General features: G+C 41.0%; 15 protein-coding genes. 9 read left to right on the top strand and 6 right to left on the bottom strand.

Features of this window, described 5'->3' with window-relative positions:
• Window positions 1-58 precede the first annotated feature (58 nt).
• The 3 genes from Q7674_RS15605 to Q7674_RS15595 are packed head-to-tail and all read right to left on the bottom strand — an operon-like array spanning window position 59 to window position 2,001.
• A complete protein-coding gene (locus Q7674_RS15605) occupies window positions 59-481 on the bottom strand; it encodes an ExbD/TolR family protein (RefSeq protein ID WP_008987242.1) in 423 nt (140 codons plus the stop codon).
• Window positions 478-1,179, bottom strand: coding sequence for a MotA/TolQ/ExbB proton channel family protein (locus tag Q7674_RS15600; RefSeq protein WP_045063096.1), 702 nt, complete (start codon window positions 1,177-1,179; stop codon window positions 478-480). The genes Q7674_RS15605 and Q7674_RS15600 overlap by 4 nt, the downstream gene beginning before the upstream one ends.
• A gap of 3 nt (window positions 1,180-1,182) precedes the next feature.
• Window positions 1,183-2,001 carry an energy transducer TonB gene (locus tag Q7674_RS15595; RefSeq protein ID WP_305422769.1) on the bottom strand — a complete coding sequence of 273 codons (819 nt, stop codon included), beginning with the start codon at window positions 1,999-2,001 and terminating at the stop codon, window positions 1,183-1,185.
• Between the two features lie 442 nt (window positions 2,002-2,443).
• Between Q7674_RS15595 and hutW the strand changes: the two genes are divergently transcribed.
• From hutW to Q7674_RS15575, 4 genes are all read left to right on the top strand, one after another.
• Entirely contained in the window at window positions 2,444-3,841 is a 1,398-nt protein-coding gene (gene hutW / locus Q7674_RS15590) for a heme anaerobic degradation radical SAM methyltransferase ChuW/HutW (RefSeq protein WP_045063098.1), read from the top strand.
• Window positions 3,842-3,869: 28 nt separating this feature from the next.
• The gene (gene hutX / locus Q7674_RS15585; RefSeq protein WP_080892188.1) at window positions 3,870-4,385 is read left to right on the top strand and encodes a heme utilization cystosolic carrier protein HutX; all 516 of its coding nucleotides are present in this window, start codon (window positions 3,870-3,872) and stop codon (window positions 4,383-4,385) included.
• A gap of 51 nt (window positions 4,386-4,436) precedes the next feature.
• Window positions 4,437-4,994, top strand: a complete 558-nt coding sequence (hutZ, locus tag Q7674_RS15580; RefSeq protein WP_008987237.1) for a heme utilization protein HutZ — start codon at window positions 4,437-4,439, stop codon at window positions 4,992-4,994.
• A gap of 213 nt (window positions 4,995-5,207) precedes the next feature.
• Complete coding sequence (locus tag Q7674_RS15575) at window positions 5,208-5,615, top strand: hypothetical protein (protein WP_023931937.1); 408 nt, start codon at window positions 5,208-5,210, stop codon at window positions 5,613-5,615.
• Between the two features lie 161 nt (window positions 5,616-5,776).
• Here Q7674_RS15575 and Q7674_RS15570 read toward each other — a convergent pair whose 3' ends face one another.
• Window positions 5,777-6,346 carry a hypothetical protein gene (locus tag Q7674_RS15570; RefSeq protein ID WP_045063100.1) on the bottom strand — a complete coding sequence of 190 codons (570 nt, stop codon included), beginning with the start codon at window positions 6,344-6,346 and terminating at the stop codon, window positions 5,777-5,779.
• A 335-nt stretch (window positions 6,347-6,681) separates the two neighbouring features.
• Between Q7674_RS15570 and hypB the strand changes: the two genes are divergently transcribed.
• The 5 genes from hypB to Q7674_RS15545 are packed head-to-tail and all read left to right on the top strand — an operon-like array spanning window position 6,682 to window position 10,152.
• Complete coding sequence (gene hypB, locus Q7674_RS15565) at window positions 6,682-7,416, top strand: hydrogenase nickel incorporation protein HypB (protein ID WP_305422768.1); 735 nt, start codon at window positions 6,682-6,684, stop codon at window positions 7,414-7,416.
• Window positions 7,417-7,421: 5 nt separating this feature from the next.
• Window positions 7,422-7,664: a HypC/HybG/HupF family hydrogenase formation chaperone gene (locus tag Q7674_RS15560; protein ID WP_008987232.1), complete on the top strand. Its 243-nt coding sequence runs from the start codon at window positions 7,422-7,424 to the stop codon at window positions 7,662-7,664.
• On the top strand, window positions 7,661-8,779 hold the full coding sequence (hypD, locus tag Q7674_RS15555; protein ID WP_045063101.1) for a hydrogenase formation protein HypD: 1,119 nt from the start codon (window positions 7,661-7,663) through the stop codon (window positions 8,777-8,779). The genes Q7674_RS15560 and hypD overlap by 4 nt, the downstream gene beginning before the upstream one ends.
• Window positions 8,780-9,811, top strand: coding sequence for a hydrogenase expression/formation protein HypE (gene hypE / locus Q7674_RS15550; protein WP_045063102.1), 1,032 nt, complete (start codon window positions 8,780-8,782; stop codon window positions 9,809-9,811). It abuts the gene before it with no gap.
• Window positions 9,811-10,152, top strand: coding sequence for a hydrogenase maturation nickel metallochaperone HypA/HybF (locus tag Q7674_RS15545; RefSeq protein WP_045063103.1), 342 nt, complete (start codon window positions 9,811-9,813; stop codon window positions 10,150-10,152). Before hypE ends, Q7674_RS15545 begins: the two co-directional genes overlap by 1 nt.
• A gap of 346 nt (window positions 10,153-10,498) precedes the next feature.
• On the opposite strand, the gene Q7674_RS15540 is transcribed toward Q7674_RS15545, so the two are convergent.
• The gene (locus tag Q7674_RS15540; protein WP_045063104.1) at window positions 10,499-11,767 is read right to left on the bottom strand and encodes a sensor histidine kinase; all 1,269 of its coding nucleotides are present in this window, start codon (window positions 11,765-11,767) and stop codon (window positions 10,499-10,501) included.
• On the bottom strand, window positions 11,764-12,456 hold the full coding sequence (locus Q7674_RS15535; RefSeq protein ID WP_305422766.1) for a response regulator transcription factor: 693 nt from the start codon (window positions 12,454-12,456) through the stop codon (window positions 11,764-11,766). The genes Q7674_RS15540 and Q7674_RS15535 overlap by 4 nt, the downstream gene beginning before the upstream one ends.
• Window positions 12,457-12,545 lie beyond the last annotated feature (89 nt).

Below are 12,545 nucleotides of genomic sequence, written 5' to 3'. Positions count from 1 at the left end.
AAGCTACTCAATCCTAATGTGATCGTCAGCAAAGATGTTTTTAAAAGTGTGCGTCGTTTCATGATGATGATTCTTCCATAAGTAGCTGAGTTGCTTTGATATTGTTTTCTTGTAAGAAAGCGAGCAGTTTAAGCATCTGTTCAACAGAGGCTGTTTTATCAGCCCCGATCACAACAGGCTTATTGGGGCTGGCTTTTACTTCTTGTAACAGGGATTGCTTAAAGCTGTCCCAGTCATTGACTTTTTCGCCCTGAAGCGCCCAATGTGGCGCATTAGCAACGAGATTGATGGTGATAGGATCGGCCTGTGTGGTTTGTAATGTCTTAGTGGCAGTTTGCGGTAAATCGACATCCAAAGACTTAATTTTTACCGTAGCGGTAAGCAGTAAAAACACCATCACAATAAAGATAATATCGAGTAAAGGTGTCAGATCTGGGGCCATATCATCAGATTGAGTTATGCTGCTATTAGCTCTGATCATAATGCTTTACCGTTAACCGCTGGGTTTTGTTCACAAGTATCACAAGCGGTTGTTTTGCCGTTTTCCACTTCGATATTCATGCCCTCAAGCCATAAGTTACAGCGATTCAAACAGTGTTCTAATTTGGCTGTTACGTTATCTGCCCATAAACCTAAAAGCTGTGCACCTGTAATAGCCGGTAGGGCAATCAATAAGCCTGCTGCTGTTGTTCGCATGGCTAAGCCTAAGCCATCGGCTAAATCGCTAGGTGTTACTGAACCTGTCGATTGTGAAATGCCACTGAACATTTCAATTAGCCCTAAAACGGTGCCAAGCAAACCTAATAGCGGGCTGATTACACCAATTAAGCTAAGCAAACGTAAGCCTGAACGCAGTTCAGTACGTTTTTGTATAAGCCAAATAGCAGCTGCATCTTCACGTAGAGGTTTGGTGAAATGGCGGTGAGCAATCAACATAGCAATGCCTTTATAAAGTAGAGGGCGTTGCTGTTTTAACTCTTCAGTCAGTTTATCTAGAGCACAATCATCGTGACGATTCTGTTTAGCAAGAATAGCGTTTACCTTAGTTTTGCCAACACCAGTGCAAAGCAAAACTTGAACTAAACGCTCCACAAGGATCATTACTGTGAGCACAGAGCAGATAATGAGAGGCCATGCCATCAGGCCAAGTTGTTGGGTCAGGTTGTCTAAAAAGCTCATGATTTAATCCAATTTGAAACGAACAGGAATTTGTACACGGTGGGCGATAGCTTTTCCGTCAATAATGTGCGGAGAAAAGCGCCACAGTTTGATTGCTTTCAGTGCTGCTTTATCAAGCACGCTAGCACCGGATGATTTGGCTAATTTCTGTTTTAGTTGTTTGCCGTCTTTACCAATTAACACTTCCACTAAAACAGTGCCTTCAATACCTCGACGCTTAGCCAAACGTGGATAGCTGACAGGGGAAGGTCTAGTTGCAAATGTCGGTTTTGAGACCAACTGCGGCTCGCTGGAACCCAGTGTTGCTTGCTGGTTTTTGGTCTTTTTATTGACCTCAACCACTGATTTGATGGCTGGCTTATTATTGGGTTTATCTAACGTAAATTTTTTACTGGTAGTAATAGGTTTCGTTGGTTGTGCTTTCTTTACCGTTTTGTTCTGAACGGGCTTTTTAACGTCAGCTTTTTTAGTCACTGTTTTTTTAGGTGTCGGCTGTGCTGGTTTTTTAGGAACAGCTTTCTTCTTAGGTTCAGCTTTTGGTTTTGTTACTGGCTTGGTTTTCTGAACCAGCTTTTTCATCTCTGTTTTTGGCGCTGGCGTCATCGTTTTTGCGACAGGCTTTATCGGTTCAACAGGCGTTTCAACGACAGGCTGAATAACAGGTTCTGGTTTGGCGATAGGTAAAGAAACCAGATTCACACTTACGCTAGCAGGCTCAGAAACTGGCACTGTGATGATTTTTTTGTCAGGCATTGCAGAGACAAGAAGGCTATGGAACAAAATGGAAGCACTGCCTGCAATGGCGTAGCGTTTTAAATTCACAACAACAACCTTATTTGCTGATAGCCATGATTAGGTATTGATCGGAAGTGATAATTTGCATCGTGATGTAAGTCCGTTTATTCAATGAATTAGCTTAATTATTTAGGTGCTGGTGTACTTAGTGCAGCACTCTTTGAATTTATTATCCATGAAATGCGAATAATATCAATTATCATTTGCAATATTATTTAATGCTCAATATGATAATTAAAACAAAAAATTATGTGGATGATTTTTAAACAAGATCATTCGCTTAGATTGCGAAAAGCAACAAGATTGAAAGTAAACAGCTAATACATTTGCTCTTGAGCCTGTGCATAGCATGCCAACCTATGAGGGCTCTACCTTGTGACTTGTATTAATAATAAGCACAGGGCAACCGAGGGGCGATTAGCCAATAGTTATGCGTAAAACCCATGAAAGTTCGACGTTAGGAAAGGGGATGTCAGTCCCAGAGGAACAATTAACCACGGATGTTATCGGTGAAAATACGCCAGATCCTTTGCGTTTTGGCTTTGTGAAGAAAACATCGGCGCATGCTGGTGGTCATTCTCAACCGATAAAGCCTGATGAGCATCAATCCTTGATGGCAGCCTTGTTGCAAGGGAAGAGTGAATCACGTAGCGAATCCACGATAAGTGGCATAGCAATACGTTGTTTATATGTGCATATCCCATTTTGTCGTGTGCGCTGTACGTATTGTAACTTTTTCCAATATGCATCGAGCAAACAGCTGGTGGACGATTACTTTGCCGCTTTAATGATTGAGCTGGTAGAAAAGGCAAAACAGCCTTGGACGCAAGCAGCTCCTTTTCAAGCGGTTTATATTGGTGGGGGAACACCGACAGATTTATCAGCTAAGCAAATTGAACAACTAGGCAAGATGATACGCCAGCATTTTCCGTTAACTACGGATTGTGAGTTAACCCTTGAAGGTCGGATCAATCGTTTTGACGATGAAATGTTTGAATCTGCGTTAGAAGGCGGCTTTAACCGATTTTCATTTGGTGTGCAGAGCTTTGATACTCAAGTACGACGTAAAGCAAAGCGGTTAGATGATCGTGAGGTGGTGTTATCTCGTGTTCAGCGTTTAGCACAATATGATCAAGCCCCCATTGTGATTGATTTGCTCTATGGCTTGCCATATCAAGATTTGACGATATGGCAGCAGGATTTATCCGACTTTTTTGCAACAGGGGCTCATGGTGTTGATTTATACCAACTAGTCGAAATGAATGGCACACCAATGGCGGATTTGGTTGAGAAAGGCCGATTACCACAACCTGCTGGCACTGCGATAAAAGCATCGATGTTTGAAACGGGTGTTGCTGCGATGGATGCACATCATTTTAATCGTTTAAGCGTCAACCATTGGGCAAGAGACAATCGAGAACGCAGCTTATACAACAGCCTAGCGAAAACAACCGCAGAGGTTTTGCCATTAGGCGCAGGAGCGGGCGGCAATATTGGTGGCTATGGCGTAATGCAGCATCGCACTCTTGATGGTTATTTAGCAGCTATTAAGCAGGGCTCAATGCCTGTGGCGATGATGATAAAGCAACCCGTTAATGCTGCGACTACCATGGCGATCAAATGTGCTTTTGATCGTGGGGTTGTGTCTAAAATTGAATTAGAGCAGCAAGCGGGTTGGAATGTGTTCGATTACTGTTTGCCATTATTTAAAGCGTGGCAACAGCATGGTTTTGTTACTTTAAATACAACAGAGCAACACCAATATGTCACGTTGACATTAGCAGGACAGTTTTGGGCTGTCACTCTAGCGCAAGCCATGATTAAAGTGATTAATAAAGTTAATGATTCAACAATGCAAGCAGCATAGAACGCACTGACAAATAAGGAAAATGAAGGTGTTTGATAAATACACACGAGAAGAGTTAAAAACTCGCGTTGCAGCACTACTGACAGAAAACCCGAAACTTCATGCGGTATCTATTTCTGAAGATTTAGGTGTTACTGAAGGTGAAATCGTCTTGTCTTACCCTGATGACATGGTGCAATTATTACCGGGAAGTCTAGCTAAAACTATTTTAGAAGCATTGCCATCATGGGGTCCCGTCACCACTATCGTGCATTCAATGGGATCGATTTTTGAGGTTAAAGCCAGCTTTCCTAAAGGGAAAGAAGCCCGTGGTTATTATAATTTAATGGGTAAAGAGGGTGAGCTTCACGGACATCTTCGCCTAGAAAATGTGTCAGATATTGCATTAGTCAGTAAGCCATTTATGGGGCAAGAAAGTTACTTTATTGGCTTTTTTGCAGCAACGGGTGAGTGCGTATTTAAGGTTTACTTAGGTCGTGATAAGCAGCGTAACTTGTTCCCTGAGCAAATTGAAAAGTTCCAGCAGTTAAAACAAATGAAATAAACCTAAGCGTAGATTTAGGTTACAAAAGTCAGCAAATTCGAGGAAGAAATAATGAGTGAAGTAAAACAGGAACGCTTACAAAACCGATTAGGCCCAGAAATTAAAGAGTTCCGTGAAGCCTGCCAAACATTACAGTTAGCGACTGTTGATGCCAATGGGAAACCGAATGTAAGTTATGCACCGTTTGCTTTACTTGATGATGGTTACTACGTGCTAATTAGCCAGATTGCAAAACACGCACGTAACTTATTAGAAAACCCACAAGTATCATTGATGATGATTGAAGACGAATCGGCATCAAAAGTGCTTTATGCTCGTAAACGCTTAACCTTTGAAGCGGATGTGAGTGTGGTTGAACGTAATTCTGAACGTTGGCAGCAAGGTGTTGCAGCACTGCAAGCACGTTTTGGTGAGATTGTAGAAGGACTAAGTGGGCTAGAGGATTTCAGCTTGTTCCGATTAGCACCAACGCAAGGCTTATTTGTAAAAGGCTTTGGTCAGGCATTCCAAGTGAGTGGTGATGATTTAGTGGATTTTGTTCATCTTCAAGAAGGACACCGTCGTATTAAAGACGGCAGTGAAATTGAATCAGCAGAAGAGAAGCTGTAATTAAGTTATTTAACAGTGATTGAATCTTATCCAGTGCCCGCATAGTCATATGCGGGCACTTGTTTGTTTAGGGTGTTATAGCAGACTTTAGCGAAGTGTAAATGGGCTGTTTTGATCCTGATCATCGTAATTTGCAGCGAAACTTGAAGTCAGTGAAATACCTGTGATAATTAGGGGTAAATCATTACCTTATTGCTGATTTGGATCAACGTTATGACACAAGATAATAAGAAAGGCGTTTGGTTTGCTTATATCGCAAGCTTCTTAACACCATTTACACTACTGGCTTCAGGTATCGTGGCAATCATCTATGCTGGTTACCAATTAAATAAAGGTACTGATGAGCTTACATACAGTCACTATTACTCCATTATCCGTAGCTTCTTTTTGTTCTTTACATTTTTCGTGGTTTTGGGTGTAACAGCGGCAACAACAACAGGTATGGTTGCTGGTGCTGATTACTGGGTTCAAGGCTCAATGCTTCACGATGTGATGAATAGTGTGCTTAACGTGATCCCATTTGTTGGTGGTGTGATTGCAGCTATAGCAGTGCTTTACTGGTTGTTCAAAATCGTTAAAGGCATGCGTATGCTAAGCCAAAACAAACCAATGTGTTTGTAAGCTTAGCTATTCAAGAAACGCTAAGATAAAAAGAAAGAGTGGCTAGATAGCCACTCTTTTTTATATTAATGCAAATCGATCACAGTAGGTCGAAAGTTCATTTATAAAAAAGGATAGCGATCGCTATCCTTTTTTTGTTGAGTTAAAGCTAATCAGTAAAATTAACTTTTCTTAAATTGCTTAACTAAGCCATCTAATTCAGCAAGAAGCTTTGATGCTTTAGGATCTTGCTTTTTCATTGCTGTAATAACGTCTTGTTGTACTTGCTTATCTTGTTTGCTGATCGCAGGATCAGAAAGGATAGTACGTTGTTGTTTAGCAAGCTCAGTACGAATACTTGCAAACTCTTTAACAAGCTCAGTACGTTTTGCGTTAGATAGACCTTCTTTACGTGCTTCAAGCTGAATTTCTTGTGCGCGTTTAATTAGCTTCTCAGGTTGGTAACCCATAGCTTTAACTTTGTTGTTAAATGCTGTTTCGTAAGCCTTAAGCTCTTTTACAAGTTCAGGATGAGCTTGAAGTGTTTGGCTACGAATGCCTGCTAATTCTTGCTGAATAGCACCAATACGTTGGGCGATATGTTGTTGTTCAGCTGTGATTTGCGGCGCAGCAGCAGGTACAGTTGTTGCCGTTTTTGCCATAGCTGGTGCTGCGGTAAATGCGCATGCAAGAGCTAGTGGAACAGCAGCCTTTAGTAACTTTGTTTTTAAGCTTGAAGTTTTAGAATGCATATTACTTTCTCTTTTCTTTGTTAATACAGCATAAGCGTAAGATACGATGTGTAAAAACAGTCTTTGTCAGGTGATTGTCATGAAGTCTGAATATTAGCTGACAAATGCTCGTATCTCAGCTTCATCGCCGTTTAACTACTAATATCGTAAATCATAGTTCTACGCAAATAAATCATCATACAATTGCATTATTCCTCTATAGCATAGATAATCTCAGCTCAAATTTTTAGGCTATTGCATGTTAAATAGCCATTATCCATTTTGGTTTTGCAGGGCTGACAACTTTTTTGTGTATCGCAAAAGCCTGATGTAAGCCGATGTAGGTTGGAGTTCCTATGTGTCAAGATTGCGGTTGTTCACTGCCTCAAGGTGATCATCATCACCATCATCAATTACAAGCTAATCCACAATTAAACGATAAAAAAACATTATCTGTCATTCATAAAATTCTTGATAAAAATGACGTGGAAGCGGCACATAACCGTGCGCATTTTAATGCGAAGAATGTAACTGCATTTAACTTGATGAGTAGCCCTGGTAGTGGCAAAACCACACTGTTAGAACATCTACATCAGTACACACCACTTAAATATGCGGTGGTAGAAGGGGATTTAGAAACCTCTCGTGATGCTGACCGACTACAAGCACATGGCATTAATGCTTACCAAATCCAGACTAGCTCTGCTTGTCACCTTGATGCATTCATGGTGCATTCTGCACTTCACCACATCAATTTAGATGAGTTAGACATTTGTTTCGTTGAGAACGTGGGTAACCTTGTCTGTCCTGCTAGCTACGATGTTGGTACACATAAAAACATTGTGTTGGTGTCTGTACCAGAAGGTGATGACAAAATCGAAAAGTACCCAGTGATGTTCCGTCGCGCAGATTTAGTTCTTATTACTAAGTGCGACTTACTGCCTTACTTTGATTTCAGTGTTGAAGAAGCAAAATTACAGCTACAAAAACTGAACCCTGAGGTTGAAGTTATCACGCTATCAACCAAGCAACCTGAAAGCTTCCAGCCTTTAGTTGAGTGGATCAATAACAACCAAGTAGCAGGAAAGTAATTACCATGTGTTTATCTATTCCTTCTCAGGTTGTTGAGGTTCATGAGCAAGATAATAGCGTGACGGTTGATACCATGGGCGTTAAACGCACGGTGAGCTGTCATCTATTAACAGAGCCACTCAATATTGGTGATTACGTTTTAATTCACATTGGTTTTGTGATGAGCAAAATTGATGAGAAAGATGCCCAAGAAAGCCTTGAAATGTATCGTCAGTTATTAGCTGAAACTGGACCACTAGCATTATGAGTTTTGATTTAAAACAGTTATATCAAGGCTTTCGTAATGCAGATACGGTGCTTAACCTTGCTGAGCAAATTAAAGTATTAGCGCCACAATTGCCTGAGCCGCTAAAAGTGATGGAAGTATGTGGCGGTCATACTCATACCATTATGAAGTACGGTTTAAAGCAGTTATTGCCTGATAATATCGACTTTATACATGGTCCTGGATGTCCGGTTTGCGTGATGCCAAAAGAGCGTATTGATCATGCCGCAGCTTTGGCATGCCAACCGAATGTTATTTTGGTAACGCTTGGGGATATGATCCGTGTTCCCGGTTCAAAAGGCAGTTTGGCGCAATACCGTGCTAAAGGCTGTGATATTCGACCTATCTATGATCCGCTTGATTGTTTAACTATTGCAACTGAAAACCCAGATAAAGACGTGGTGTTCTTTGCGATTGGTTTTGAAACCTCCACGCCAATGACGGCCATCTTGGTAGAACAAGCCGAGCAGCGTCAAATCAATAACCTCTATTTCCACATTAATCATGTATTAGTGCCACCTGCTGTTGATGCGGTGATGGCTGATCCTGCGGTTAAAGTGAATGCGTTTATTGGCCCGTCACATGTGAGTGTGATTGAAGGGGCGAAAATTTACCGTCCGTTAGTTGAGAAATACAACACACCTGTTGTGGTTGCAGGGTTTGAACCTGTTGATGTGATGGAGTCAATCCTTCGTTTAACAAAACAAAAAATTGCGGGTGAGCCAGAGCTTGATGTGCAATACACCCGTGCTGTGACTGAAGAAGGCAATACTGTTGCTCAACAAGCAGTGAAATGCTGTTTTGATGTGCGTGATAGTTTCCGCTGGCGCGGTTTAGGACCCATTCCAAACTCTGCACTTAAACTCAATAACACGTTCAAACATCGCGATGCAGAAGTACGTTTTGCTGATTGCTTACCCATGGCACCCATTGACGATCATAAAGCCTGTCAATGTGGCGATATTCTTCGCGGCTTAGCCAAACCACAAGATTGTAAAGTTTTTGGTCGTGGTTGTACGCCACAAACACCACTCGGTAGCTGCATGGTTAGCTCTGAAGGTGCCTGCAATGCCTATTTCCGTTACCGAGGTGTGTAAATGAGTGAGATTGATTTAACAACCCTGTCTTCAACCAAGTCTATTCAGTTAAGTCATGGAGGTGGCGGTCAGGAAATGAATAAGTTGATCAAAGGTTTATTTTTTAAAGCCTTTGATAACGATATTTTACGTAGTGAAGAAGATGCAGCAGTATTAACCTTTGAAGGTAAAACGGCATTTACCACAGACTCTTTTACTGTTTCACCGCTATTTTTTGCTGGTGGCAATATCGGGAAATTAGCCATTGCGGGTACAGTAAATGACTTAGCCATGATGGGGGCAAAACCTCAGTATTTAAGCTGTAGTGTGATCATCGAAGAAGGCTTTGATGTTGCAAACTTAAAAACAATTGTTGATAGCATGGCAAAAGAGTTAAGCATTTCAGGCGCAAAAATCGTCTGTGGCGATACTAAAGTTGTACCGAAAGGCTGTGCTGACGGGCTATTTATCAATACCACAGGTGTTGGCTCGATTGTTAAACAAGGCATTTCAGTTCGTAACCTAAAGCAAGATGATGTGATCATTGTATCCCGTGATATTGGTCGTCATGGCGCTGCGATTTTAATGGCACGTGAAGGTTTAACATTAGAATCTGAATTGGTTAGTGACTGCAATACACTATGGACTGCGGTTGAAGCCTTGATTGAAGCAGATCTTGATATTCATGCGATGCGTGATGCAACACGTGGAGGCTTATCTGCAGTACTTAACGAATGGGCGCAAGCATCTAACGTTGGCATTACCGTTAGTGAAGAAGATGTACCTGTAAGTGAAGAAGTGCGTGGTTTGTGCGAGCTTTATGGCTTTGAACCTTTTGATTTGGCAAATGAAGGCACATTCATTATTGCATTACCGCAAGAGCAAGCAGAAAAAGCATTAGAAGTATTAAGTGCGTTTGCTGCCTGTGGTGATGCTGCGGTAATTGGTCAAGTGAATGATGAACATCAAGGACGTGTGATTTTAACCAGTCCGTGGGGGAGTCGTCGTTATCTAGATCTACCGCAAGGTGAGCTATTGCCGAGGATTTGCTAATGCATGAGTATTCCATTGTTGGTGCTTTGATAGAACAATGTGAGCAACATGCCGTTGCTAACGATGCCACTAAGGTTACTCGTGTTGCAATTAAAGTCGGTATCTTAAGCGGGGTAGAACCTGCGTTGTTAGAGACGGCATTTCAAACCTTTAAGTTAGAAAGCATTTGCCGTGAGGCTGCGTTTGAAATGCAAATTCAGCCTCTGGTACTCTCTTGTTTAGCTTGTGGTAAGCAAACGACAGATAACGAGCGTAGTGTGGTTTGTAGCCATTGCCAAAGTAATCATACTCAAGTGATAGATGGTGAAGATTTACTGTTGATGCAACTTGAGTTGGAATAAAGCAAACATTCTATCATGAAGACGAAAGGCAGCTCTGTCGGATACAGAGGCTGCCTTTCTTTATGTTTATATACCCAAGCGACTTCAAGATGCAGTGTTTAGCGAGACGACCTTAGTTCTCAGGCGCGGCAACGATTCGTAGATATAGTGGTTCTACATTGAGAATAGTTAACAAAGTCTGAGAGCTAAGGACGCTCGCCCTTTGGGAGCGTGTCACTGAGCCGACTTCTTGCGTCAGACAACTTGGAAAGAGCTCGCTATTCCGCTTCGTTGTCTTCCTTGAATTCAACTCAGTGACTTCGCTCTGAATCAGGCATCTTGAAGTTGTTTGGGTATATTAGTGAAATTACTGATCTGGCTGAATGCTAATTTGCGCACTACAACCACCGTATGGGTTATTCAGAAGCTCGAATTCATAACCGTATTTATGGCATATATCACGGGCTATCAGTAATCCTAATCCATATCCTTCAACGCCTCTTGGCTTCTTTTCTGATCCAATACCAGTATCAATGATTGATATACGTGATGGTGTAACACTAATCACCACTGAGCCTTTTTCGGTGCAAGCAAATGCGTTTTTGAGTAAATTTCCCACTAGGATTTTTAAACTGGTTTTAGGAATTTTAACGTCAATAGAGTGGTTCAATTCAATACGGAATTCGACGGGCTTGTTCTTTAATAGATGCAAGTGACTTTGTACTACTTCTTCTAATTCTTCTTTGGTTAATTCACGATTTTGTAGCTCATTTAGATTTTCTTCACGGGTAAGAGAAAGTAACGTTGTCACGAAATCGTTCATTTCCTCACAGGCGCTAGACAAACGCTCACGTTGTTTTTCAATAAACTCAGGGGCTGAAGAATGCGCTAATAAAGACGTTGCACCTTTTATTACCATTAGTGGTGTGCGAAGTTCATGACTTGCATATCGATTAAATGCTCTTTCCCGTTCGATGGATAGCTTAATACGATTTTGGTACTGGTTTAAGCTATCAACAAGCATGGTCAACTCTTGTGTTTTAACACCATGAGGGAGGACGATTGGGCTTAAATCATTGGCTGAGCGATGTTGCAGTTGATGGGTTAGAACAGATAAAGGATGGTTTAGGCGACGTGAAATTAACATCACAATCATCAAGGTGGTAACCAATAGTATGACTGAAATAATGGCTTGTTTGATATTCTCTTTAAAGATCTGATCTTCGCTAAACTCGTAAATTTCATCGAAGTAAAAGGTATAGAGATCGGTATGATGACCGTTACGCTCGGTCATTAAGCTTTTCATTACAAAGTAGTCTGTTGCGTATCCATTGGGTTGGTAAACTTCGACCGCTTTGTTATAGGGTAGATCTTCCTTAATATCAAAATGTTTAGGAACATTGGCTAAACCAACATAACTTTGACTGGTTTTAGTTATGTATTGTAATTCTGAAGGCGTGTTTTGTAGTTTATTAATTGCTTGCTCAGTTTTGTGCTCTAGGGCATTTTGTGCATTTAATAATTCGAGTTCATCCACTGTTGATTCAACTAAGGAGAAGTGGATGGTGATCATTGCTATAGCGACAACAGCAAAATAGAAAAACGTTATTTCGCGTGCAGAGCGTAGTTTTTTCATTTCTGATTATCTTCTTTAATCTGTTTGATGAGTTGGTAGCCCACCTTAGGGATTGTTTTGATATAGCTATGACTAAAGCCTTTATCTATTTGAGTTCTTAGCTGATAGATGTGGCTACGTAGTACATTGTTTTCAGGTTCATCATCGCCCCATAAGGTATTCATTACTTCTTGTTTCTTTAGGATATTTGGTGCTCGTAATAGCATTAATTTCAAAATAGTAAATTGGGTAGGATTCAGTGATATCTTTGTGTTTTCACGGGTGGCGATGTGAGTTTTGAGATTAAGGAACAAATCACCAAATTGTAGTATTTGTGCCGCTGTGTTTCCTTTACGGCGGCGGGTTAAAGCGGTAATCCTTGCTTCAAGGATCTCTAAATCAAAAGGCTTAATTAAATAATCATCAGCATCGGTTGCGAAGCCTTCTAATGTATCTTCACGAGTATCTCGGGCTGTAAGCATGAGTATAGGAGTATCGATGCCATCTTTACGTAATTGTTGACATACCATGTAGCCGTCCATACGTGGCAGCATGACATCAAGTACGATCAAATCATAATGATGTTGCTTTGCCAGTTCGTATCCTTGGAGACCATTGTTTGCGTAATCTAGCGTATAGCCTTTAATTTCAAAAAAGTCGAAGATGATATTGGCTATGTCTTGGTGATCTTCAATTAGTAATAATTTCATTATGTATAAGTTCGATGGTTGTTCAGCACTATAAGTGAAGAGAAAAGAGGATCGGTTAGTAGATTCTCTTTTCTCTTATTCCTTGGTTC

This window comes from Photobacterium leiognathi (assembly GCF_030685535.1).
Classification (GTDB): domain Bacteria; phylum Pseudomonadota; class Gammaproteobacteria; order Enterobacterales; family Vibrionaceae; genus Photobacterium; species Photobacterium leiognathi.
The sequence above is the reverse complement of the archived record's forward strand: the minus strand, read 5'-3'. Positions and strand labels throughout refer to the sequence as shown.

Coding starts and splice junctions, on each gene's coding strand:
- hypB (WP_305422768.1), top strand. CDS start 6,682: ATGTGTCAAGATTGCGGTTGTTCACTGCCTCAAGGTGATCATCATCAC.
- Q7674_RS15570 (WP_045063100.1), bottom strand. CDS start 6,346: ATGCATTCTAAAACTTCAAGCTTAAAAACAAAGTTACTAAAGGCTGCT.
- hypD (WP_045063101.1), top strand. CDS start 7,661: ATGAGTTTTGATTTAAAACAGTTATATCAAGGCTTTCGTAATGCAGAT.
- hutZ (WP_008987237.1), top strand. CDS start 4,437: ATGAGTGAAGTAAAACAGGAACGCTTACAAAACCGATTAGGCCCAGAA.
- Q7674_RS15605 (WP_008987242.1), bottom strand. CDS start 481: ATGATCAGAGCTAATAGCAGCATAACTCAATCTGATGATATGGCCCCA.
- Q7674_RS15545 (WP_045063103.1), top strand. CDS start 9,811: ATGCATGAGTATTCCATTGTTGGTGCTTTGATAGAACAATGTGAGCAA.
- Q7674_RS15535 (WP_305422766.1), bottom strand. CDS start 12,456: ATGAAATTATTACTAATTGAAGATCACCAAGACATAGCCAATATCATC.
- hypE (WP_045063102.1), top strand. CDS start 8,780: ATGAGTGAGATTGATTTAACAACCCTGTCTTCAACCAAGTCTATTCAG.
- Q7674_RS15600 (WP_045063096.1), bottom strand. CDS start 1,179: ATGAGCTTTTTAGACAACCTGACCCAACAACTTGGCCTGATGGCATGG.
- hutW (WP_045063098.1), top strand. CDS start 2,444: ATGTCAGTCCCAGAGGAACAATTAACCACGGATGTTATCGGTGAAAAT.
- Q7674_RS15575 (WP_023931937.1), top strand. CDS start 5,208: ATGACACAAGATAATAAGAAAGGCGTTTGGTTTGCTTATATCGCAAGC.
- Q7674_RS15560 (WP_008987232.1), top strand. CDS start 7,422: ATGTGTTTATCTATTCCTTCTCAGGTTGTTGAGGTTCATGAGCAAGAT.
- Q7674_RS15540 (WP_045063104.1), bottom strand. CDS start 11,767: ATGAAAAAACTACGCTCTGCACGCGAAATAACGTTTTTCTATTTTGCT.